20 protein-coding genes are annotated in these 22,389 nt (G+C 45.1%); 9 read left to right on the top strand and 11 right to left on the bottom strand.

The window, feature by feature from the left end:
- Positions 1 to 68: 68 nt before the first annotated feature.
- Positions 69 to 1,865: a TM0106 family RecB-like putative nuclease gene (locus QUA70_RS14560; RefSeq protein ID WP_333347969.1), complete on the bottom strand. Its 1,797-nt coding sequence runs from the start codon at positions 1,863 to 1,865 to the stop codon at positions 69 to 71.
- Between the two features lie 94 nt (positions 1,866 to 1,959).
- On the opposite strand from QUA70_RS14560, the gene QUA70_RS14555 reads away from it, so the two are divergent.
- Positions 1,960 to 3,117 carry an aminotransferase class V-fold PLP-dependent enzyme gene (locus tag QUA70_RS14555; RefSeq protein WP_333347972.1) on the top strand — a complete coding sequence of 386 codons (1,158 nt, stop codon included), beginning with the start codon at positions 1,960 to 1,962 and terminating at the stop codon, positions 3,115 to 3,117.
- A gap of 11 nt (positions 3,118 to 3,128) precedes the next feature.
- Here the strand turns inward: QUA70_RS14555 and QUA70_RS14550 are convergent, their stop codons facing one another.
- The 3 genes from QUA70_RS14550 to QUA70_RS14540 all read right to left on the bottom strand — a co-directional run bounded on the left by QUA70_RS14550 (position 3,129) and on the right by QUA70_RS14540 (position 6,769).
- Positions 3,129 to 4,637 (bottom strand): AAA family ATPase, encoded by a 1,509-nt coding sequence (locus tag QUA70_RS14550; RefSeq protein ID WP_333410470.1) that lies wholly within the window; start codon positions 4,635 to 4,637, stop codon positions 3,129 to 3,131.
- A 75-nt stretch (positions 4,638 to 4,712) separates the two neighbouring features.
- Positions 4,713 to 5,153: an AAA family ATPase gene (locus tag QUA70_RS14545; protein ID WP_333347975.1), complete on the bottom strand. Its 441-nt coding sequence runs from the start codon at positions 5,151 to 5,153 to the stop codon at positions 4,713 to 4,715.
- Positions 5,154 to 5,539: 386 nt separating this feature from the next.
- Positions 5,540 to 6,769 carry a ferrochelatase gene (locus QUA70_RS14540; RefSeq protein WP_333326508.1) on the bottom strand — a complete coding sequence of 410 codons (1,230 nt, stop codon included), beginning with the start codon at positions 6,767 to 6,769 and terminating at the stop codon, positions 5,540 to 5,542.
- Between the two features lie 579 nt (positions 6,770 to 7,348).
- On the opposite strand from QUA70_RS14540, the gene QUA70_RS14535 reads away from it, so the two are divergent.
- The 4 genes from QUA70_RS14535 (at position 7,349) to QUA70_RS14520 (ending at position 11,340) form a co-directional block, all read left to right on the top strand.
- On the top strand, positions 7,349 to 7,933 hold the full coding sequence (locus QUA70_RS14535) for a hypothetical protein (RefSeq protein WP_333347978.1): 585 nt from the start codon (positions 7,349 to 7,351) through the stop codon (positions 7,931 to 7,933).
- Positions 7,926 to 8,651, top strand: coding sequence for a DUF3120 domain-containing protein (locus tag QUA70_RS14530; protein ID WP_333347980.1), 726 nt, complete (start codon positions 7,926 to 7,928; stop codon positions 8,649 to 8,651). Before QUA70_RS14535 ends, QUA70_RS14530 begins: the two co-directional genes overlap by 8 nt.
- Before the next feature lie 194 nt (positions 8,652 to 8,845).
- On the top strand, positions 8,846 to 9,694 hold the full coding sequence (locus tag QUA70_RS14525; protein WP_333347983.1) for an alpha/beta hydrolase: 849 nt from the start codon (positions 8,846 to 8,848) through the stop codon (positions 9,692 to 9,694).
- A gap of 488 nt (positions 9,695 to 10,182) precedes the next feature.
- Positions 10,183 to 11,340, top strand: coding sequence for a pentapeptide repeat-containing protein (locus QUA70_RS14520; RefSeq protein ID WP_333410468.1), 1,158 nt, complete (start codon positions 10,183 to 10,185; stop codon positions 11,338 to 11,340).
- Between the two features lie 166 nt (positions 11,341 to 11,506).
- On the opposite strand, the gene QUA70_RS14515 is transcribed toward QUA70_RS14520, so the two are convergent.
- The 3 genes from QUA70_RS14515 to ggt all read right to left on the bottom strand — a co-directional run bounded on the left by QUA70_RS14515 (position 11,507) and on the right by ggt (position 14,910).
- Positions 11,507 to 11,671, bottom strand: coding sequence for a hypothetical protein (locus QUA70_RS14515; protein WP_333326519.1), 165 nt, complete (start codon positions 11,669 to 11,671; stop codon positions 11,507 to 11,509).
- A 155-nt stretch (positions 11,672 to 11,826) separates the two neighbouring features.
- Positions 11,827 to 12,705 carry a choice-of-anchor L family PEP-CTERM protein gene (locus QUA70_RS14510; RefSeq protein ID WP_333347992.1) on the bottom strand — a complete coding sequence of 293 codons (879 nt, stop codon included), beginning with the start codon at positions 12,703 to 12,705 and terminating at the stop codon, positions 11,827 to 11,829.
- Between the two features lie 477 nt (positions 12,706 to 13,182).
- On the bottom strand, positions 13,183 to 14,910 hold the full coding sequence (gene ggt, locus QUA70_RS14505; RefSeq protein ID WP_333347994.1) for a gamma-glutamyltransferase: 1,728 nt from the start codon (positions 14,908 to 14,910) through the stop codon (positions 13,183 to 13,185).
- 1,083 nt (positions 14,911 to 15,993) lie between these two features.
- Here ggt and QUA70_RS14500 point away from each other — a divergent pair.
- The 3 genes from QUA70_RS14500 (at position 15,994) to QUA70_RS14490 (ending at position 18,278) form a co-directional block, all read left to right on the top strand.
- On the top strand, positions 15,994 to 17,034 hold the full coding sequence (locus QUA70_RS14500) for a glycosyltransferase family 2 protein (protein WP_333410467.1): 1,041 nt from the start codon (positions 15,994 to 15,996) through the stop codon (positions 17,032 to 17,034).
- Positions 17,035 to 17,046: 12 nt separating this feature from the next.
- The gene (locus tag QUA70_RS14495) at positions 17,047 to 17,277 is read left to right on the top strand and encodes a hypothetical protein (protein WP_333348000.1); all 231 of its coding nucleotides are present in this window, start codon (positions 17,047 to 17,049) and stop codon (positions 17,275 to 17,277) included.
- A gap of 233 nt (positions 17,278 to 17,510) precedes the next feature.
- Complete coding sequence (locus QUA70_RS14490; RefSeq protein WP_333348003.1) at positions 17,511 to 18,278, top strand: DUF1350 family protein; 768 nt, start codon at positions 17,511 to 17,513, stop codon at positions 18,276 to 18,278.
- Positions 18,279 to 18,338: 60 nt separating this feature from the next.
- Here the strand turns inward: QUA70_RS14490 and QUA70_RS14485 are convergent, their stop codons facing one another.
- The gene (locus tag QUA70_RS14485) at positions 18,339 to 18,815 is read right to left on the bottom strand and encodes an anti-sigma regulatory factor (RefSeq protein WP_333348006.1); all 477 of its coding nucleotides are present in this window, start codon (positions 18,813 to 18,815) and stop codon (positions 18,339 to 18,341) included.
- A 420-nt stretch (positions 18,816 to 19,235) separates the two neighbouring features.
- On the opposite strand from QUA70_RS14485, the gene QUA70_RS14480 reads away from it, so the two are divergent.
- A complete protein-coding gene (locus QUA70_RS14480) occupies positions 19,236 to 20,372 on the top strand; it encodes a SpoIIE family protein phosphatase (protein WP_333060566.1) in 1,137 nt (378 codons plus the stop codon).
- A gap of 56 nt (positions 20,373 to 20,428) precedes the next feature.
- Here QUA70_RS14480 and QUA70_RS14475 read toward each other — a convergent pair whose 3' ends face one another.
- From QUA70_RS14475 to dps, 3 genes are all read right to left on the bottom strand, one after another.
- The gene (locus QUA70_RS14475) at positions 20,429 to 20,755 is read right to left on the bottom strand and encodes an STAS domain-containing protein (protein WP_041623653.1); all 327 of its coding nucleotides are present in this window, start codon (positions 20,753 to 20,755) and stop codon (positions 20,429 to 20,431) included.
- A gap of 239 nt (positions 20,756 to 20,994) precedes the next feature.
- Entirely contained in the window at positions 20,995 to 21,699 is a 705-nt protein-coding gene (locus QUA70_RS14470) for a helix-turn-helix domain-containing protein (protein ID WP_333326533.1), read from the bottom strand.
- Positions 21,700 to 21,795: 96 nt separating this feature from the next.
- Positions 21,796 to 22,347 carry a DNA starvation/stationary phase protection protein Dps gene (gene dps, locus QUA70_RS14465; RefSeq protein ID WP_333326535.1) on the bottom strand — a complete coding sequence of 184 codons (552 nt, stop codon included), beginning with the start codon at positions 22,345 to 22,347 and terminating at the stop codon, positions 21,796 to 21,798.
- Positions 22,348 to 22,389 lie beyond the last annotated feature (42 nt).

Raw genomic sequence — 22,389 nt, 5'->3', positions numbered from 1 at the left:
TAAATACATTATTACCTATCTTCTTCCCTTTCTTCCTTCGCGCCTTCGCGGTTCGTTACATCTAAAAATCACGGCTCATGATTCAGCAAAAAATTGGTCAACCAATCTTTAACCACATAAGTAGCACGACAGTCATCCTCATTGTAGCGGACGATCGCCTCTAAGAGCGATCGATCGCCAGTTTTGAGCCAATCGTCGTACCAGCAGACGCACTGAGCACCATTAGCCTTAGCATCTCGCCAGTCAAAACCCAGCCAGCGGGCAATTGGTTTGAGTGCGTAACTTTCCACCGGCATAATAGCCTTTTGCGTCACTTGTTTGTGAATATCTACAAACCGTTTCAGCACGGGTTTCCACAAATAAGCTGGAGTATTGTAAAGTTTAGCCAGTCGCTTAAAAGTCTTGACTTCGTAGTCGCAAAAGTGGAAAATCGGAGCAATGGGATAAGCCCACATTAATTCTAAGAATTGCTCCCAGATTGCACCTTCCTCTGCTGCTGATTCTGCTAAAAAACCGTGGAATTTTTCCGTATTGTTGCATCTGTCAACAACTAAGACTCCGTGGAGGTAATCCAAGTTTAACTCTGGTTCCGCTTCAATGTCAAAGTAGAGTTCGATTGGGGCGATCGGCAAAAAGACAGATTGGGAATACGGAATTGGTTTCTTGCGGAGAATTGGCGCAGGTATAGAAGATGTCGCAGGTTTATTTTCTCTAATTTTTACTTCCTCAACTGCGATGTCATTCAAGATCTTGTCTACAATATCTGGTACTATTTCAGATGAGTTAAGTTCTTCTGAATTCTCACTTCTACCTTCTTGTCGATCGTTAATCCCTGTATCCGTGTCGTGCCTTCCTTCTTCCCTTCTTCCTTCTTCCTTCTTCCTTCTTCCTTCTTCCCGCAACAGCGGTTGATTTAGCAAGTGGGCTTTAGCTTGCTGCACCACATCAAAAGCAACTCTGTCAGGGAATTCTGGATACTCTGCAAGCAGTTCGGAACTAGCATTAGCGAGAGCTTCTACATCAGTAATTTCGAGAGTTTTTAGTCTAGCATAGCGGCTGGCAGTAACTCCCGGCAATAACGAAAGATGTTTAATAGATTCGGCTTCGGCGTGACAGATAGTATACCAACCGCAAAGATTGCACTTTTGCCGGGAAATGAACACCTCGGATTTATCCCGATTTTCTATCATCTGAATGCAGTTGTCTAAAATCTCGAACATCTGAGGAGTTCGCTGGTCGAGATTAACCTGCCACCACCCTTTTTTTCGCAGCATCAGCCACGCAGTCTCTGGCATTGTTTCCAGCACGGAAGCTAAAACTTGGGCGTGAAAAGCTGCGATAATTTGATACTCTTGTTTTGGTCGCTTGCTAAGCCAAATATCCGCAGTAATATAACTCCAATTGCCAAATTTTGATTGTCCCGGCTGTTTGATTAATAAATGGGGGCGGCTGATTAGGGTAATGTTTGAAGAGTGCAGATTGGAGGATGAAATATCAACGGGAGTTTCGGGGATTTCGCCAAATTCTGGGAAATATTGACTGTCAATTCCTACCAGAGAAGTTGTTGCGCCGTTGGTTTGGCCGAATTCGCCCTGGATCAGAACTCCTCGGTAAATGCGATCGACCCCTTGCTGCATTAAACTCAATGTAGCGGCCGCGCCGGCTTCCCAATCCCCTCTAGGATAATATGGTTGTTGGTAAGTCTCGTGTTCCAAAGCTTGCTGCTGGTATGCGGCGCTGTCGCGCATCAGTTTCAGCAAAAAGTCGCTGGGGGGGTCTAGTTGTTTCCAGTCTCCGCAGGTATCTAAAAATGCTCGGAGATTGCATCGTTGATAGGAAAGTAGCAGTTTGTCAGTTATTAACATTTAGTATTCGCAAGGCAGAGAGTATCAGGCAAAAGGTATAAAATTCACAGCATTAGTTATTCAATATTAACGCTATCAATAATTCCCAAAAAAAATGACAAAGGACAATCACCGGCAACAATTCCCTGCTTTGGCCAATAAAGCTTATTTTAACTACGGCGGACAAGGGCCGCTGCCTGAGCCTGCTTTAGAGGCGATTTATGAGGCTTACAAACGGGTGCAGCTTGGGGGGCCGTTTTCGGGGGAAGTGGGGGCTTGGGTGGTTCAGGAGGCGATGCTGACGCGACGTGCGATCGCATCTGAGTTGACCGTACCTCCTGAAACCATTGCCCTAACTGAAGATGTCACCGTCGGCTGCAATATTGCGCTGTGGGGCATTGACTGGAAAGCGGGCGACCATTTGCTGCTTTCTGATTGCGAACACCCCGGCATTGTAGCTAGTGTAATGGAACTTCAGCGCCGTTTCAACATTGAGGTTTCGATTTGTCCGTTGGCGGCAACTTTGAATGAGGGCGATGCGGTGGCGGTGATTGCTGATAGTTTGCGGCCAAATACTCGCTTGTTGGTTATCAGTCACATTTTGTGGAATACGGGCCAAGTTTTGCCTCTGGCTGAGATTGTAAAAGTGTGTCATCAAACAGGAGTCAAAGTGTTAGTTGATGCGGCTCAATCTGTGGGGGTTTTGCCTTTAAATTTGATTGAATCGGGTGTTGACTTTTATGCTTTTACGGGTCATAAATGGTGGTGTGGCCCGGAAGGTTTGGGCGGGCTTTATGTGAGTGCTGAAGCTTTGGCAGATTTGCATCCGGTGTTTATCGGTTGGCGGGGAATTGTGACGGATGCTAATGCTAAAGTCCTTGGGTGGAAGCCTGGAGCACAGCGCTATGAAATTGCGACTTCGGCTTATCCTTTGTATGCGGGCTTGCGGAGTGCGATCGCCCTGCAACATGAATGGGGTACGATCGAGGAAAGGTATGCAGAAATTTGCCGTTTGAGTAAGTATCTCTGGCAGCGTTTGTCGGAACTTCCCGATGTAGAATGTTTGCGGACATCTGCGCCGGAAGCTGGTTTGGTTTCGTTTCGATTAAGTAATGGGATGCCGCACAAAAAGCTGGTCGATTTGTTGGAAAAACAGGGAATTATGGTAAGGACTATTCTTAATCCTGATTGTGTGCGGGCTTGTGTGCACTATTTTACAACAGAGGCGGAGATTGATAAGTTGGTTGGGGCGATCGCACATCAATTAGTATAGCCGGGGCGGGTTTATTTATAGTCCTGGACGCCCGGGTAGTCAGAAACCGGGCGATGGCTAAGATATCCAACCACCTCTTCGTCTGATAGTAAGTTTATTCCGAGGATAGAACAAATAATTTTACTTAGTTCTACCCTTTTCTCTAGGTAGTCTCCACGAATAATAAAATCTATAAATGTCCTTTCATTTTTAATCAATTCAATAAGTTTGTTTAAATCTCTATATCCTTCCGGTAGGTAATCTTCTACTTCTCCTTTACTAAGAACAAAAATTTTATCCTCCATTTTTTCTGTGATAAATTTTTCAAATAATGGCAATTGTTGAGCGCTTTTATTATCGGGTAAGTTCATTTTTCTCGACTTGATATAATTACAAAGGTTTGTTAGATCGTCAAAATTTTTACTCTTTATAGCCTCTTCAATTTGCTCAAACAATGTTTGACCATCAATACTTTTTTTGTGATTAATAACCTCTCGATCTATTTTTGAATAATCCACTCTAAACATTTTCTTGAGTTCTTCACTACCAATCTGTAAAATATAATCTAGGTCTGCAATTATGTAATTGTCCAACTCAATTTTTTTTAGAAATTTACGATATTTTTCCAAATTAATTTTTCCATATACCTCCAAAACTTCTATAATTTCACTGTTTTCGGCTTTCTTATAAAGATTAATTAATTGCTCCCAAAAAATCCTATCGGTAATTCCTTCCACAAGAATTACCTTATCCGCAAAAAATATTTTCTCGTTGTTATGGCTATTAATTATGTGGAGAAGGTCTTTAGTTTCCTCAAAATTGCTTTTAAGAAAATTTTTTATAGTGCTTTTACCACTCGATTTATACACCCTCACAATCTTCGATATAGTTCTCTGATTAATAAATATAGGAGAATGCGTTGAAAAAATAAATTGGTTCTGTGTTAAATCAGCTAAATCAAAGAATAAGTCAAGGAGTAGAGATTGCCATTTAGGGTGTAAATGAACTTCAGGTTCATCTACAATTATCAAGCCATTTTTAATATTATATGCAAAAATTCCCAATAAAAAATTTAGAATTTCTTTTTCTCCCGAACTCGCCTGATGTAAAGAAAATTTTGTATTTTCTTGGATTTTTAGCAGAATAATCTCATAAGTATTACTGTTTGCATCTTTAAGCTCTACATTCCATGAATATCCCAATTTATTTAAATATTTAGTTACTAACTTAACTTCTTCATCTGCATCCCAATTTTTTTCGTATCCTTGAGTCCTAGCAAGCATTTCATACTTCCGTCTCTTTTGTGCAAAGTATATTGATGCTAGCTGTATTAAAGAAGTTGTACTTCGAGACGTAGCTGATGAATAATTACTTAATAAACTATAATAGCTGCCACCCCCTAAGGTGACTTGAAGTAGCGGGTCTCCTCCTCTGTAAGGCGAAAAATATACATATTTTGGGCTAAGGCGAGTATCAAGAGGTAAAAGCTCCAAATCAATAGCCTTCTGTATAACTATTGATAAAAGTTCATAATAGTTCAAAAATTTAAGATAAATTAATTCTGGTGAATTCAAAAATGGGTATACAAGTACATTGTTGACTATGCAATATACTAACTATTGATTTTCTGCTAACTCACCCAGTTTCCACTTTTCAACTTCATAAATTATTGAATCAGATGGATATAGTATTGTGTAGTGGCCCAAAGCTGACTTTATTTCTGTTTTATATTGATTGATTGTTGCTATATTTTTTATATCTTGAGCATCTACTTTAAAAGTTATTTCAATTTTAGATTCAGAAGGATCTGCACTGAATTTATCTAGATGATTTTCTGCCGGATCAAATGAAGGCACTAGCCGAATCTCCCCCGCACCAATTCCCATCATATCATTCACCGAATAACTATATAAAAAGAATTTTTTTAAAATTATCAGCAGGATATCTAAAAAATTACTTTTTCCGCCCCCATTGGGACCAACTAATATATCAAATTGGATATCTACTTTGTCTTGAAAGCTTTTTACATTGGTAATTTCTAAACGAATAATTCTCATTTATTTATTTTCTCATTTTTACCGCAACTGCTTCAATTATATCGCCTCGACTCGGAAAGTAGGGATTTGATTGTGTCACCCAACTTCGTTCGCCACAGGCACTCCACTATCAATCTCAGTATGAATGCAGAAAAGCTTATCAGTTTGATGATAAAAAAGCAAATCGCCCCTTCTCTAATACACCAAAGGACGATCAACTTTTCACCTCAATTACTCTGAACTCACGCACTCAATTAATATAGCCGGGGCGGGTTTATCTAGATTGTTTGTCAGGCTCAACTATTATGTGTAAAACCCGCCCCTACAGGCCTGTAGGGGCGGGTTTTACCAGCCATCTATGTGGGAAACCAAGAATATAATAAACCCGCCCCCACCCAACGACTCAATTAGTGACTGTGCCCGTGCCCGCCGTGAGAATGCCCGTGCCCGCCATGAGAATGGCCGTGATCACCGTGAGAATGCCCGTGATCCCCATGAGAATGCCCGTGCCCTTCATGAGAATGACTGTGCTCGCGCTGCGCCGCAGCCAAACTTGGATTAACAGCAACCGCAGTCTCACTCAACAACGCTTCAATCTGCGGATTTGCCCACTCAGCCGCCATTTTCAGAAACTCTGGATGGTCGTTAACGCAAGGCAATTTGCGATAAGTAACTCCTTGACGCTGTTTCTGCAAAGACTCAATAATGTGGTCTACATCTAACAAAGTTTCGTGATTTTCTGTGGCAAATCCGATCGGCATAAAGACGATCGCAGTTGCACCCAAATCGATCAAATTCTTCGCAGCCAACGTCGCATCCGGCTGTGTCCACTCAATCAGCGGTGTGTCGTGATTCAGCCAACCCACCGAAATCAAAGGATAGCGATACATCAAACGTTCACGCACGCGATCGTACAAAGCTTGACTTTCCACAATTCCCGAAGTAAAGCCCTTCGCTTTGTGCGGACAACCGTGATTCATCAGCACAATCCCAATCTGAGAAGGCAAATGGGCTACAGCTAAATCGTTCTTAATTTCCTCTTCAACCAAATCCGCCATTAGCTGGATGTAAGCAGGTTCATCGTAAAAAGAAGGAATGTAGCGCTGTCCTTTTACCCAATGTTCCTTACCATCAAAGGTTTGTGCTAAAGCTTTATTCACCTGTTCGACTGCAATGCCGCTGGTGAAAACAGAATCAACTACCAACAGCGGATAAATCAGAATTTTGTCAAATCCTTCTGCTTGAATTTGAGGGATTACTTGTTCCGGCAAAAACGGCGCGCAAAAGTTAAAAGCTTTGAACACTTTTACTTTATCGCCCCATTTCTCCTGTAAATTCTTTTCAATCCCGGCGCGCTGCTGTTCAAAAATTGCATTGTGCGGCGAAACGAATTGACCGTGTTGGTGACTCCACTCGTGCAAGTCAAAGATTGCTAAAATCTTCGCCAGCGGCGGATAAATCCAAAGCGGTACTGGCGCAAACTTTGCCGTAAGCAAATTTAAAGCTTGTTCGTTGTAGTTGGCAAAATCGTCGTAGCTTTCGACTTCGCCGTAACCCATCAGCAATACAGCAACGCGATCGTTACTTGCGGGTGCTGCAGATGTTTGGTACTCGATTTTTTCTGGAGAAGCAACCACTTTGTATTCCTCAATTTTATTTATTCTAAGAGATCCAGGCAGGATGAAGGGTAAATCGGAGATTTTTCATTATTTGCGATCGCACGACTGACGTGCGCGGGGCTGATTCCCGGTTTCTGCGCCCATACTTCCCGGTCCAACCTCTTATTTATCCTAGAAACCGGATTGATGAGCATCAGTCCTAAGTCGGTTTTTTGACCCTGACCCGAAATTCGTAGGGCAGCTAAGCTGGCAGGCCTCTAATTTTCACAATCCTGTTTCTTTAAGCTTTTGTGGGGTCAGCTTCGACGCCACCGGAAAAGTTAAATCTAAATACAGAACAGCTTAAAACTTGAATCAGCCTTTGCTAAGCTTGACAGGGGATGGGGCGGGGGGGGATAACTTTTATGTTTTCTTAAGACTCCCTCACCTTGCCTCTGATTAATGCGGTTTGGAGCGTTCCCAGCTTTTAACTTGGGGGGATACTCTTCAAACTTGACTCTCTTATAAGTTTAACACCCTATCCCCTGGGGTAGTATATGATATAGTAGGTATATGATAAAGTTATGTTGCGAACTATATTAACTTTCTTGACGAACTATGAGACTGGTAATTTGCCCCGGAGTCCACGAACCAAAGCTAACCGACTGTTTCCTCGCGGGACTTTCGGGGCTTTGGGGACTGGCAGCCGATCGCCAAAACCAGCAAATAGTCGATCGTGTCAAGATTTTTCCCGCTCATAAATATCCGCCTTTTTCAGCTATTGACATATTGCACTTCTTGTGCAGCCAAGAGTTAGCAGGAGAAAGTCTAGTATTTGTCAGCTTTTCGGCCGGAGTAGCCGGGGCGATCGGGGCGGCTTGGATGTGGCAGCAACTCGGCGGCAAAGTCGGGGCATTTTTTGCCTTAGACGGTTGGGGAGTACCCCTGGGGGGCAATTTTCCCATCCACCGAATCAGCCACGATCGCTTTACGCACTGGAGTTCGGCAATTCTCGGTGGCGGTGGAGAAAGCTTTTATGCAGATCCCGCGATCGAACATTTGGATTTATGGCGAGCTCCCCAAACGGCAAAAGGCTGGCAAGTCAGCCAAACCGCTGCCGGGATTGAGACTGTCGCACCCACAACCGCAGCAAAATTTTTAGTCCACCTATTGAAACAATACGGAGTCCAATCAGTTGTTTAATCTAAATTTAGTATCTTCAGCGATCGCACCTATTACCACCATCGCCCGCCTCGACAATTCTCTCACTTCAGCCACAACAAACACCATCAAACAGTGGTTGATATTTAGCGCCTCAGCATTTTTAGTCTCAATTCCCGTCTTCGTGCAAGCACCGTTAGTGCGCTTATATCCAACCATCAGTTTGCTATCAACTATCCCCTGGTTCGTTCTGAGTTTAATTCTAATTTTCCGCCCCAAAACCCAACTTTGGGGAGATTTATTATTAGGATTTGCCGGATGTTGGCTCGCAGGTTCTATCTATTGGGGCTGGTTTAGATGGGAACCAATTTTACATCTACCTATAGAATCAATTGGCTTGCCTTTTGCTATTTGGTGCTTGGGCAAATCTTGGGGAAAAGTGGGCGGCTATTTTTACTTGGGTTCCCTATTCGGTACAGCCATTACTGATTTATATTTTTACTTAACAGGGTTGATGCCCTACTGGCGGCAAGTGATGCACGCGGAACCGGAATTAGCAATGCCGATTTTTCAAAGTGCGATCGGTCAAATTGAAACTCCTTGGGGCATAGGTTGCGCTCTCGTTTTAATCGCTGTGTTGCTAACAGTCGGTTTGCTGAGTTTGCGCGATCGAGAACTGCACTGGCGCGCTTTCAGCGGAGCTGTGTTAAGCACGCTTTTGGTAGATGGTTTATTTTGGCTGGCTGCTTCTGCGGCTTAAGATTTATGATTGGTTCCTATGTTGGTAATTTTTGACCGCAGATGTGGGCGCATTGACGCAGATTAATGCAGATTTTTTGATAGATGTAGTCTTGAGATTCCTGACTTATTTAAGAAGTCGGGAATTTTGGTATTTAGTGAACAATTATGAGTTAAAATCTAAAATCTAAAATCTAAGAATCCCAAATCAATATCATGTCTTTCATTTCAATTCGCGGTGTAGAACATTATTACGAGTGGATAACGGCAGATAACAGTGCTGGGCACAGCGGCAAACCAGTGATGGTATTTCTGCACGGGTGGGCGGGCTCAGCGCGCTACTGGGAAAGCACGGCACGGGCTATTGCTGATGATTTTGATTGTTTGCTCTACGATATGAGAGGTTTTGGTCGATCGCCCTTGCCAAAAGAGCCTCCTGAGTCAAGCTACGAACTCGAAACCTACGCCCGCGACTTAGCGGAATTATTAGAATCTCTGAATTTAAGCCGCGTCTTTCTCAATGCTCACTCCACAGGTGCATCAATTGCTACTTTATTTCTCAACCTTTACCCCGAAAAAGTAGAAAAAGCAATTCTCACTTGCAGCGGGATTTTTGAATACGATGAGAAATCCTTTACAACTTTTCACAAATTCGGTGGCTATGTGGTAAAATTTAGACCCTCTTGGCTGGCATCCATCCCGTTTGCCGATCGGCTATTTATGGCCCGGTTTTTGCGCCGTTCCCTGCCCACAGAGGTCAGTCTGGCGTTTCTCAAGGATTTTTTAATGGCAGACGAGCAAGCTGCTATAGGTACAATGGTGACGGCCGTCAGCAAAAGAGCAGCCGAGGAAATGCCCCAAGAATTTGCGCGGCTGAGTGTTCCCACACTGCTGGTTGCCGGAGAATTCGACCAAATTATCCCCGCCGTCATGGGAGAGCAAGCAGCCTCCCTCAGCAAAAAAGTAGAATTTGTTATAATTCCGAATACGGCTCACTTTCCGATGCTGGAGGATGCCACAACATACTTGCAGCGAATTCGAGAATTTTTGCCAGCAGCGGCTTAGCTGAGTTATTGTTCATCAGGAAATGTGGGTGGAAACCCCGTCCTTGTCGGACGGCTTTATATTGATATATTGGTATAATTAAAGTGGTTACGACCCACCCGCGACGATGGAGACATAAACCTTAACACCAAAGTTTGCGATTATTCGCAACGGGGAAGAAAAATCGGTAGACCGGGAAAAGAGGACAGGGCAATGGCAAACATCCCTAGAATCAAAAAATTAGACAGAATTCCTTTGAGGTTTTCGAGACATGAAACCGCTGGGCTAGCGGGGTTAGTCTGTGGAGCGAATGTAAGACCATAAAACTCCTTGTGGGTAGAGGCAATTGCTATGAAACAGAAACTCAAATCGTGAGGTTTGGGAATCACCGTCCGCGACGGTCGGTGAGGATGTCAACTAATGTACGATCGGACAACCAAGCTTTGAAAAAGGCTTTTGCTCCGATCTTAATTTTTAATTCCTAATTTCTTAAAGCGAAAGGTGGTACAATGAACGACCTCGACCAATACTATAAAGTGCTGGGACTGTTGCCGGGAGCTTCCAGAGAAGAAATTAGCCAAGCCTACAAGGATTTAGCGTTCATTTGGCACCCCGATCGCATCCCCAAAGACAATCCCAGACTACTACAGAAAGCTGAAGAAAAGATTAAGGAAATTAATCAAGCTCGCGAACAATTGCGATCGATTCAACCAAGAGGTCAGAATCAGAACGTTCAGCACAAACATACTCAGCACAAACACACCCAGCAACAAAACACCCAGCACAAACACACCCAGCACCAAAACACCCAGCAACAAAACGCTCAGTACAGAAACACTCAGCAACAAAATACTCAGCAACAAAACGCTCAGTACAGAAACACTCAGCAACAAAATACTCAGCAACAAAACGCTCAGCAACAAAATACCCAGCAACAAAATACTCAGTACACAAACACCCAGCAACAAAATACCCAGCAACCCAATACTCAGTATCAAAACACTCAGTACCAAAACGCTCAGCAACCCAATACTCAGTACCAAAATACTCAGTACCAAAACACTCACTACCAAAACAATCAGTACAGAAATACTCAGTATCCAAACACCCAGCCACAAAACACCCAGCCACCACCAGCCAACCCAAAAGAACCCCGGTACTCTTCTGAACCCTCTTCAGGAAAATATCCTGGAAATTATGCGGGAAATTATGGGGGAAACCCTGCAGGGCCCTATTCAGAGGCCTCCCGCTACCAATCGCCGCCGCAGCCATCTCAGTCTTACCGCCAAGCTGGCCCCCAAGCTCCCGATTTGAGCGGTTCCAACTTCAAAGGAGCTTCCTTAAAAGAAAAGGATTTTTCAGGAAGAAACTTGAGCAATGCAAACCTGAGTGAAGCCGACTTAAGCGATGCTTTTCTACACAACGTCAATCTCACAGGCGCGAATTTGCACCAAGCAAACTTGTTCAGGGCCAATTTGTTAGGAGCTTGTTTGATCAATGCCAACTTGAGAGAAACCAACTTAATCGGAGCCGATTTGAGCGGTGCTGACTTGAGCGGTGCTGACTTAACAGGAGCGAAAATCGGTTACGGCGATCGAGTTATGGTCAAACTTACCCGGACTACATTAACAGGTACAATCTTACCGGACGGTACTGTTCATAGCTAAATTATTTAGTTTTTAGTCAGTCGTTGTAGGCGCGGGTTTTACCCGCAATATTTGCTGCAACTCCAAATACAAAAAAATCTGCCCTTTGCGAATTTGGGATAAAAACTTATATATTGTCTGCTAGAACAACCGCAATAAAATTGGTTCGTAGTGAGGGCATTCGTCGTCAGAATTGTATGAGGACTTGCATTCCTCGCTGCGTACCCATAATGCTTAAATTACTTGAGATGATATTACGCGATCGCGATCGCACAAACCGAGTTTTTTTACCAGGTTCAAGAACTGCAACGAGGTCTTTTCGTTCATCAAACCCCGTTTCTGTCTCCAACACGACTAATCGAGATTCATATTACAGCAACCGCCAAAATGGTTCCTGTTCAGTTTTTTCCTTCTTCCTTCTTCCGACTTCCTTCTTCCCGACATCCGTTACATCCGTTACATCCGTTACATCCGTTACAGAATCCGTTGCCGAACTTCCTTCCGTTATTAATTACTTCCGCCACGGCGATTGCGTAACTTTCGTCCAGCAGCCAGCATAGCGCCTCCCGCCATCAAACCCCCCACAGTCATCGGTTCGGGAACCTGTTCAGGTTGAACCGTCCCCACAGAACCGCCTTTAATAAATACAGCAGAATCTAACTTGCCATCGCCCACATCTTTAATGCGGATACTGAGAACATTCGTCTGATTTTGCTTGAGCAAACCCTCAAAACCTAAAACTTTAGTAAAACCGTCCAGCTTAATGATGTTAGCAGCAATACCTGTGAAACTTGGGTTGTCAATATAGTCGGGGTGATCTTTAGAGCGATTATTTGGATCGGGAACAAGATTATTAATCGTAACTGTTTTTCCGTCGCTCAATTTTGCCAAATTAATGCCGTTCAGCAGCAGTTCAAAATCGTCATTATATTTAGAACCGCCGAACTCAGGAAACTCCTCAGAAGCAAATACATATTGAAAGAACAACTTTTCAACCGTGCTATTAGCAAAAAAGCTGAGATTTAGCTGAGTCAGATCCCCCTGTTCACCCTTAGCACCAAAGTCCGTGCTTAAATCGCTGTCCTGTGTCGTGAAGTTATCTTTCCGATTCTGACCCGGTATATCGGTGACTCTACCAGTGCTCAGAACAACACCTGATGTCAAACCGAAGGGGTCATTAGTGAAAGTACCAAAAGCAGCCGAATTACCCGTAATTGAAACAGAGAAATTACTCAACCCGGCTGTATTAGCTCCCAGTAAATTATTTTTTAAAGTCTCCGTGTTATTAGTTGCTCCTACCGAAAATGCCATTGCTGGCGCTGCCAACAAACTCATAGCAGTAGTTAATGTAGCTGTTAAGGCAGTAATTTTGTGAGTAATTATCATAAATTTTTCCTGGAAGATACAAACCTGATTTTATGCCCAACTTCATTTTTACATTAGATAAGTATCAATGTCTAGTGCCTTTACAATAACTTTACACATAAGTGAATTTACGCTTTTGGTGATTATTTGTTTTGGTAATTGTTGGCAGTTAGTCAGCCAATAAACATCAGCGCAAAAATACGGATGCAAAAATAAACGTACACAGACTAATAATTTCAGGACTTACGCACTAGAGACAAAAGAAACCAGGTTGTAATACCGTTTGCGATATCCAAAATGGCTAATGACTAATGACTAATGACTCCTGACCTCGCCCAAAAAACCTATACAAGCCCCAGATTCCTGTCGTAGAGATATCAAAATTTTTGACCCTAGTTCAACCTCGCAGATTCATCTGTGGAGTAAATCTAAAATCGTTGAGTCGCCGAAGTCTCACCCCCGTCTAAAATCTCAAATCTCTAATCGACTGACTGTTAACTAAAACCCCCTTGCTTCTCCTTCCCCGCGCCGATCGGCTGCCCCTTCCAACCAACCATCCGCAGTCAGGACGATCGCATTGGCATTGCCCCAGCCGTCGCTTTCGACAATCTGGTGTCCCCGCCACCGCAACTCCGAAAGCGTCGCAGCCTCAAAACCTCCCCGTTCCACCATCAGGCGATCCGGTTGCCACTGGTGGTGTATCCGAGGTGCAGACACAGCATCGCCGACATTCATGTCGTAAACCAACACATTCAGCACTATTTGCAGCACCGTAGTAATAATCGTGCTGCCTCCGGGAGCTCCTGCTGCGAGGCGAAATTTACCATTTTCTGTCACGATGACCGGCGTCATGCTGGATAAAGGAGTCTTCCCCGGGGCGATCGAATTTGCCTCGCCGCCCACCAAACCAAACAAATTCGGCACTCCAGGCGCTGCTGCAAAATCATCCATCTCGTTGTTGAGCAAAATTCCCGTACCCGCGGCCACGACTCCAGCCCCAAAACCACCATTCACGGTAAACGTTAAGCTTACTACATTGCGCTCTTGGTCAACTACTGTTAGGTGGGTAGTTTCGGGAGACTCCCACACAAAGCGGCTCAAAGTTTCAGCGTCAACGGCTTTTACCTCGCTAGAGGGTCTGGCTTTTGACATTTGGATTTGCGATCGTCTCAATTTGCCATAATTGGTGCTAGTCAGAGCTTTGACCGGTACCGTCACAAAACCCGGGTCGCCCAAATACTCGGCCCTGTCAGCATAAGCAATCCTCATGCTCTCCGCCAGTAAATGTAGCGTATCTGGACTTTGCCTTCCCAAACTCTTGAGATCCGTATCTCCCAGAATATTCAAGATTTGCAACAAATGAACGCCGCCCGAAGAAGGAGGCGACATGGCGCAAATTTCGTAAGTGCGAAAGTTGCCACAAACTGGATTCCGCCAAATCGGCGTATAGTTTTTCAAATCTTCCAGAGTGATAATGCCACCGTTTTTAGCCATGTCGGCGGCGATCGCCCGCGCAATGTCCCCGGTATAAAAACTCTGCGGATTTTGTGCAATCTGCCGCAATGTCCGCGCCAAATCCCGCTGCACCAAAAGCTCACCGGGCTGGTATAAAATACCACCGCGAGTAAAAACCTCCCGCGCCGCCCGGTTTTTTTTGATCACATCCTGTCGTCGCCCGGTAGCCGTGGTAAACCGCGAACTTACCGGAAATCCTTTTTCAGCCAGGGCGATCGCCGGAGCCACCACCGCAGCCCAAGGTAACTTACCGTACTCGCGGTGCACCGTATAAAGTCCAGCCACAGTGCCCGGAATACCCGCCGCCAAATGCCCGTCCAGACTTGCCCTTTGGCGCACCTTGCCTTGCTTGTCGAGGTACATATCCCGCGCCGCCCGTTTCGGAGCTCGTTCCCGGAAATCCAGCGCTTGCACAGTCCCCGTTTCCGCCCGCCGCAGGAGCAAAAAACCCCCGCCGCCGATACCCGCCGAAAAAGGCTCCACCACCGAAATCGCCAAAGCCGTTGCAGCCGCCGCATCCACTGCATTGCCTCCCTGTTGCAGCAGGGCCAGCCCCGCAGCGCTCGCCAGAGGGTGAGCTGAAACTGCCATCCCTTGTTTGCTGCGCTGTTGCTGCAAGGTTGGCTGTAGCTGCTGCTGGCAGCCACCCAACACCAAGAGTGTTAGGCAACAAGTATAAATTTGCACTTTGCTCAAGAACTTTGGCAACATTTTTTACGGGTGAGGCGAGGATTTTTTATAGTATACTTTTAGGAGCATCTTCCCTAAAACCTATCGGTACTGAGTTCAACCGCAAATAAATTACCTGTTATGGCAGACGGGAAAACAATTTGACCCTGGGAGGCTCTCGCGGTACAAGAGGAAGATAGAAAAGAGAGACACCTTATGGCAATTTAATAATTAAACAAGTTGAAAAAAGCATTTTTTTTGAGAATATACTGATTTCAAAAAAGCTGATGAACGCAGAAAAACGGCGTTGCTGATTTACTGTAGGAAAAACTAAAGATGCACATCATATAAACAGTATTCACAAAGCTTCGGAATTTTCAATTTATTTTTTTTCAGAGCCTGATTAAGCAATGCCCAGCCAAACAATCACTATTTTAGGTAATTGCTATGGTACTGCAACACATAGCAGACTTAGCATAGCAGTTTTTGGGCAGTTGTTCGACTGGTGAGTAAATCAATAAAACAGGATTTACCCAATCTTGCTCTCAAGTTGGATTAAATAATTATAATTAGGTTTGTAGTGAGGAATCAAACTCCTCACTCCCGGTTATGGGGCAGGAAAAACAATTTTATGCTCAGCGATTAACCCGAATCGAACTGAGTCAATCGATTTTAGATTTTAGATTTTAGATTAAAGAATTGAAGCATTGACCCCACGCATGAATCCGGGGGCTTGTATCCTGGATGCTTTCGGTCAGAAACCCGTTTTTTTTGTAGCTGTATAGTTATCAAAACAATCATTTTGCATGAGGCAGGGTTTTTCTGGGTAAGTCCTATTAAAGCAAAAATATGCGATCGAATTTATGACAACTTTTCCCCCCCGACAAAACCTTAAATCCCTTGCACCAGAAGCCTTGGTGTCAGAAAAATGGCCCGCAAAATAATAGTCTGCACTCCGGCTGCTAACGGTTGTCCCCTCCTTATGGTAGATAACACTCAGGTCGGTAAGCCTGTTATATTGGCAGTATGTAGGCAAGTTTGGGGAATACTGGTACTTACACGTAAAGGAGTCAGAGTGTGTGCTTCCAGACTCTACTTCGGTGAACAACTACCAAACCACACCTCATGCAAGTTATGAACAGCCAAAAAGTCAGTATAATCATTCCTGCATTCAATGCTGCCGACACTCTTGCCGAGACAGTTGCCTCCGTACTCAATGGTACCCACAAAAATCTAGAAATTTTAATTGTTGATGACTGCTCTACTGACGCTACTGACAAAGTTGCTGCTAACCTTGTCGAGCAAGATTCGAGAATTCAATACTTCAGAAATCCCGAAAATTACGGGGTTTCTAAGTCGAGAAATTTAATGATGTATCGCGCCACAGGCGAGTATGTAGCGTTTATCGACAGCGACGATACCTGGGAACCCAATAAGTTAGAAGTTTGCCTGAAAATGCTCGCAGACAATCCAGAAGTCAAAGCTGTGGCTCACGCTTTGCGGTATTTAGACAAGCGCGGCAACAAGTTGAGTTACATTCCCACCTATCCTACAACTAAAGCAGAAATGGAGGCGATTAAGGAGACAGGCGAAAGCCCTTGGGTTTTCCCGTCTTCTGTTGTAGTCGATCGCTCTATTCTACTCCAAGAAGGTGGCTTTGCAGAAGATTGGCAGGTAGGAGAAGATACAGAATTATTTACCAAACTTGCTCAAAAGTATGGCTTGCTAGCGGCGACAGAACCTTTGGGAAATTATCGAATTAGAGGGAACTCTCTCACAGATAAGCACTGGCTGAAGAAGCGCATAGCTTCAGAGTGTGTCAAGGAAAACCAACTGCGGCGCTTGCGGGGAGAAAAAGAGTTATCACTCCTGGAGTACGAACAGTTATGTTTTAAGAATTTGCCACTTTTGCAAAGGCTTAACAAATTTCGAGAAGTTTTGGCACTGCACTACATGAGAAAGCTGGGACAAAGTTGGTTAAATCGGGAGGTTTTGCCTACTATTGTTTACGGCATCGCTACCACAGTGCTCAATCCTAAAGCTACTGTGGACAAGTGGAAATGGATGAAAACTCACGAAAAGTTGAGTCATCAAACGGCAGAAGGTATTGGTCATTCGGCAGAATTAAACCCCCAGCGATCGTCTGAAATCGGGGGTTTATCCTAAAGGATGTTATAGTTGTATGCGGGTTTAGTCAAGAAATTAGGTACTGCCAATAAAGCCGAATCGAAGCCGATCGCCCTGAGACGGGTTAATACGCGATATTCGGGTTTTGAGCCGTATTTGACTGTTAATATTCTGTCGGAGCAATTACCCCCAATCACAACTACAGGGGCTTGCAGCCGTGCGATGGGACACGATATCAAAATCTTTGAAAGTCGCGATCGGATGTCAGCCTTGATTTATTAGATCGCCAGCTTCAACCCTATACAGGGCGGAAATAGCAGCGATCGCCCGCAGTGCTATTTGCTGCTAAAAGAGTTACACTAAACAATGTATGAGTAAAAAGCAAAGTTTTTTGAATAAAAAAATGGCTAGCAAACCCCTTTCTTAGGCAGGAAATAAAAGCAAAAAATTAGAAAAAATTCTTCCTTATACCTTCAGAGGACGATCGCCTTTTTATTTATTATTAGATGGAAGTTATGGACTGGCAAGAAATTTCTGGCAACTGGGTATTAATTCCTTCAAGACCGATCGCGATCGTACATTTTCTCGGCGGTGCATTTGTGGCCACAGCACCGCAACTCACCTATCGCTGGCTGTTAGAAGCTTTGGGGACTCAAGGATATGTTGTAATAGCAACGCCGTTTGTCAATACTTTGGATCATATTGCGATCGCCCGCGATGTCCTCAACAAATTTGAAAATGCCCTCGATCGCCTGCGCGCCACTAAATTGCTCAAATCTTCCTATCTCCCCATCTACGGCATGGGACACAGCATGGGATGCAAACTCCACCTCCTGATCGGTTCTGTGTTTGACATAGAAAGGGCAGGCAATATTCTGATTTCTTTCAACAATTATGCGGCATCCGAAGCAATCCCGATCGTCGAGCAAATTTCCCCCGTCTTTAACGTCGAGTTTACTCCGTCCCCGCAAGAGACTAATCGCCTCGTCCAAGATAGCTATCAAATTCGGCGCAATCTTTTAGTTAAATTTAACGGCGACAACATCGACCAAACCCTGCTGTTGACCAAACTGCTAAAAGCACGATTTCCCGACATGATTACAGTTCAGACTCTAGCGGGCAACCATCAAACGCCCTTGGGTCAAGATGTTAGCTGGCCTGTAGGTCAAATTTTTACACCCTTCGATGCGATCGGGCAGTGGGTCAAACAAGAAGTGTATCGCGAATTAAATGAATTAAAACGGACAATTCTGCTGTGGCTTAATCCTACGTCCCGCGTTTAAAAGCTTCTAAAGCCTATTAACCAGAAAGTTCCTCCGGCAGTTGCCAACCCAATATCAGCTTCATCGTTCGGCATTAAGACACGGCGAATAATTTTTGACCATCGACAAACAGTTCCGTCCATCAGCCGTTCTCTCGTAACTAATACTGTCTGCAATGTCTTTGATTAATTTTAGGCCCCGCCCGCCCGGAGAGTGAATATCGACTTTTTCCGAAATATCTTTGATTTTTTGCTCTAAATCAAACGGATCGCCCGAGTCCCAAATTTTAATCTCTAAAGATTCAGCGAACACCGCCACCTGAATGTCAACAGGCAAATCCGCTGGTTTGCCCTTGTGGGCGTGACGCACCGCATTCGTAAAGCCCTCAGCCAAAGCTAACTGACACCGTATCCACACACTTGTAGGAATTCGCGAGTCGTACAATTGTGCAAACCACGACAAAACCCAGCTTAATCCGTTCAGACCTGTATTGACTTGAAGATCCGCTTTTTTTAGCATCGGCAACTTTTCGGAACCCTTTAATTCAATCACGCTCACCACAGAAGTTCTTCATCAGCCGGTGGGCAAAATACAATCAGAAAAAATACAATTAGACACAATACAACGGCGGCAAAATTGAATGGTAGTTTGAGGATACTAGCTTTGGTGGGCCGTCGAGCGATGTCTAATCCACTAATCGGTTAGTCACTATACCATAAATAACACTTCCATGTCAACCAGCGCCTGTGGCAAATAAAAGTCTATAAAAATTTATATTCTGAGTATAAACTGAGTGAAGTTCGATCGCGCCAAATTTCTATCAAGTTTTAACGTAAATTGAACTCAACGACCCGCCCTCAAAAGCAATTACCTCGAAAGCGATGCCAATAAACTATACTCAATCTCAGACAAGGGCGCTGACAGGATATATTTTAAATGACCCCCAGACCTTGAAAAACTTGTAGTACCTAAGTGCCCATGTTTCAAATTCTGGTTATTGACGATGATACGGCTGTTCAAGAACTGCTGAGAAGAACCCTGAAAAAACAGGGTTACGAAGTAACAGTAGCAAGCAATGGCGAAGACGGTGTAGCCCAGGCGCAGAAATTGCGTCCGGCCCTGATAATTTGCGATTGGATCATGCCGCGCTTGACCGGCATCGATGTCTGCCGTCGAGTCAAGGCAGATCCGGATCTGTCAACTACACAATTCTTTTTGTTGACTTCTTTGGGTTCGATCGCCGATCGAGTCAAAGGCCTCGACGCCGGTGCCGACGATTTTATCTCGAAGCCGATCGAACTCAACGAGTTACAGGCAAGAGTACGCGCGGGATTGAGGCTGCACCAACTCAGCCGAGATTTGAAAATAGCCAAGCAAAGTCTGGAAGCAGAGTTAGCCGAGGCCGCCGAGTACGTGCAATCGTTGTTGCCAGATCCGATGACGGAACCTTTCAGCATCGAAGCAAAATTCATTCCCTCCCGGCAGTTGGGGGGAGATTGCTTCGACTACAACTGGCTAGATGCCGATTATTTGGCGATTTACTTGCTAGACGTAGCCGGTCACGGTTTGCGGGCGGCGCTGCCTTCGGTGGCCGTGCTGAATTTGCTGCGATCGCGCACGCTGCCCAACATAGACTACTACAAGCCCAGCGACGTTTTGCGCGCCCTCAACACCACCTTCCAGATGAGCTACCAAAATGACAAGTATTTCACCATCTGGTATGGCGTTTACAACCGCATTTCTCGACAGCTAGTTTATGCCAGCGCCGGCCATCCACCGGCCGTGTTGATTTCCCAGTCCCCTGCGAGCACTGCTAAAATCCAGCGATTAAAAACCCCCGGAATGCCGGTCGGAATGTTCCCCGACGCCCCCTATGTCGATAATTGCTGCGATGTCGAGGATTTGAGCACTCTCTACATCTTTAGCGACGGGGTATACGAGATCCACCAACCTGACGGCAATATCTGGGGGCTTGACCCTTTCATCGACCTGTTAGCAGCTTACAACGGTGCAAGTGCCGACCAGTTAGAGCTGGTTTTGAACTACATTCAAAAGTTGAACGCTAAAGCAGTTTTTGATGATGATTGGTCTTTACTCAAGGTAAACTTTGGCTAGCTGACTTCTTGCAGTGCATCTGTGACCAAATAGCAAGAAGGCAGCAGCCCAAAGATTTAGTTAGTTGAGAGAATTTTGCTATTAAAAGCATCGCGGGTCTGAAATATCTCGAAAACTCGATCCATGCTGGTGAGTTCAAATAAGATGCGGATTTGCTCGTTGATAGAACAGACAACTAATTGACTCCCAGCGGCCCGGACTGTTTTGAGCGCCAAGACTAAAGCGCCCAAACCAGAACTATCCATAAATGTCACATCAGTGAAGTCTATCAATACCACATCGGCTCCCGCTTCCACTAGGTCGCTAATCTCTTGGCGGAATTGACTTGCCTTGGTGCCGTCTAAAATGCCAGAGGGCTGAATAATTTTAACTACAGGACTCATATTTTGCGGTGGGAATGTCAGAATTTCTAGCCAGACTAGGCTAGTATAGCTGCGAGATGGACTCCGATCCAAATAAGAGAGGGGGAAAGTGCCAGAGCCTGAGAGCGGGAGAATAGTTTTGAGTGCAAAAGATGGTGCTCGTCGCGGATCGTAACGCTCATGAGAGTCGTAGCGCTTCGCCGAGAATGAATTTTGAAAGGGGGACAATCTTTGTTCTGCCGAATGCCTTCTGCTATTAATCAAACAGGGCTAACTTTGGCGCGGTAGAGGAGTTTGTCGCCTTGTCTGTAGCCTGTGTAGCGGACTTTGACGGGTTCTCCGGGATCGGCTGTTCCTTCCATGAGCTGGTGCTGTTGGGGGTTGTAGGGAATCTGGACTCCGACTGGGGCGATCGACTCTATCCCCCAATGCTGCAATAACTCCTCGACTGGTCGCAGCAACGGCAACAGTTTCTGGGCCCGCAACTGGTGATTTTCCTGAGCTTTGCTCGCAGCAGTCGGCCACTGCAACATCCAGGATTCTAAAATTTGCACGCTAGAGAGCTGGAATTCCTGCATCAAAGATTCTCGCTGCTGTTCGATCGAAGCTTGCAGGCGCTGATATTCTTGTTCTACGGCTGTCGGTGATGCCTGTTCTAACTCTACAGAGTCGGGCGCCAAGGTTGCGAGCAGTTCGTTTAAGGAAATTTGCAAAGCTTGACTGATTTTGAGCAGGATGTGGACTCGGGTTTGCAAAGCTAAGCCGCGACGCAGGCGACTTAGGTGAAGTTCGGGAACTCCTGCTTTTTGGCTGAGTTCTCGATCGCTCGAAAGCCCCGCCTGTCGCATCAGGCGTTGCAGTTGAGGAGCATAATCTGGAATATTAGCTGCCACGAAAAATTCATCCAAATTAATAAATGGACATATTCTCGATCGTAAACTGTCAGGAGCCTTAACGAAATACATTTTTGGGGCGGGCTTTTCGGTCCACCCCACAATAGTTTTGTGGCACGGGCATCTTGCCTTTGGCGAGCTTGTCGGGCCACCTCACAAGAGAAATGGCTATCTGACGCCTACTTTTTCCGGGGCTGCGGCTGTGGCAGTTGTCGCAGATCCTTGTAAATGCGCTTCTAGGAACCACAAACGCTTGTCAATTGTCCGCGAGATTTCGGTATACAAGTCAGCAGTGTCGGCGTCGCCGAGTTCGCCTGCTTTGTCGATGGCGACTCGCAGGTGTTGGGCGTAGGGCGCGTAGCGATCGGCCAAAGCCGTCACGTATTCTTTCCCATCTAAAATGTCGAAAGGAAACTCTGGCAGGATCGAATCTGCGGCGGCTGTGCGGGCTGTTCCTACAGCGAAACCGCCCAAAGCTGTGACCCGTTCGGCAACCAAATCGATGTATTCTTCGAGTTCTGTTGCCATTTCGTCAAACAGCAAGTGCAACTGGTAGAAGTCCATGCCTTTAACGTTCCAGTGAGCTTGCTTGACTTGAGTTTTTAAGTCCAGAGTCGTTGCCAGCGTGGCGTTTAGCAGCCCCACTACTTGAGAGCGGGTGGCGGCTGACATATCGATGCGGCTGGGGTAAAGATGTTGTTTGTGGTTGTTGGTAGTCATAGGTTTTTAGCTTGTTATTAGTGATTGTCGATCGAACTTCTT

This window comes from Microcoleus sp. LAD1_D5 (genome assembly GCF_036702115.1).
In the GTDB taxonomy this organism is placed as follows: domain Bacteria; phylum Cyanobacteriota; class Cyanobacteriia; order Cyanobacteriales; family Microcoleaceae; genus Microcoleus.
This window is presented reverse-complemented; position numbering and strand designations above follow the sequence as displayed.

What these genes read in the sequence shown, in the direction of transcription:
- QUA70_RS14560 (WP_333347969.1), bottom strand. Translation starts at nt 1,865, where the DNA reads ATGTTAATAACTGACAAACTGCTACTTTCCTATCAACGATGCAATCTC.
- QUA70_RS14490 (WP_333348003.1), top strand. Translation starts at nt 17,511, where the DNA reads ATGGACTGGCAAGAAATTTCTGGCAACTGGGTATTAATTCCTTCAAGA.
- QUA70_RS14510 (WP_333347992.1), bottom strand. Translation starts at nt 12,705, where the DNA reads ATGATAATTACTCACAAAATTACTGCCTTAACAGCTACATTAACTACT.
- QUA70_RS14500 (WP_333410467.1), top strand. Translation starts at nt 15,994, where the DNA reads ATGCAAGTTATGAACAGCCAAAAAGTCAGTATAATCATTCCTGCATTC.
- QUA70_RS14535 (WP_333347978.1), top strand. Translation starts at nt 7,349, where the DNA reads ATGAGACTGGTAATTTGCCCCGGAGTCCACGAACCAAAGCTAACCGAC.
- dps (WP_333326535.1), bottom strand. Translation starts at nt 22,347, where the DNA reads ATGACTACCAACAACCACAAACAACATCTTTACCCCAGCCGCATCGAT.
- QUA70_RS14545 (WP_333347975.1), bottom strand. Translation starts at nt 5,153, where the DNA reads ATGAGAATTATTCGTTTAGAAATTACCAATGTAAAAAGCTTTCAAGAC.
- QUA70_RS14470 (WP_333326533.1), bottom strand. Translation starts at nt 21,699, where the DNA reads ATGTATTTCGTTAAGGCTCCTGACAGTTTACGATCGAGAATATGTCCA.
- QUA70_RS14555 (WP_333347972.1), top strand. Translation starts at nt 1,960, where the DNA reads ATGACAAAGGACAATCACCGGCAACAATTCCCTGCTTTGGCCAATAAA.
- QUA70_RS14520 (WP_333410468.1), top strand. Translation starts at nt 10,183, where the DNA reads ATGAACGACCTCGACCAATACTATAAAGTGCTGGGACTGTTGCCGGGA.
- QUA70_RS14475 (WP_041623653.1), bottom strand. Translation starts at nt 20,755, where the DNA reads ATGAGTCCTGTAGTTAAAATTATTCAGCCCTCTGGCATTTTAGACGGC.
- QUA70_RS14525 (WP_333347983.1), top strand. Translation starts at nt 8,846, where the DNA reads ATGTCTTTCATTTCAATTCGCGGTGTAGAACATTATTACGAGTGGATA.
- QUA70_RS14480 (WP_333060566.1), top strand. Translation starts at nt 19,236, where the DNA reads ATGTTTCAAATTCTGGTTATTGACGATGATACGGCTGTTCAAGAACTG.
- ggt (WP_333347994.1), bottom strand. Translation starts at nt 14,910, where the DNA reads ATGTTGCCAAAGTTCTTGAGCAAAGTGCAAATTTATACTTGTTGCCTA.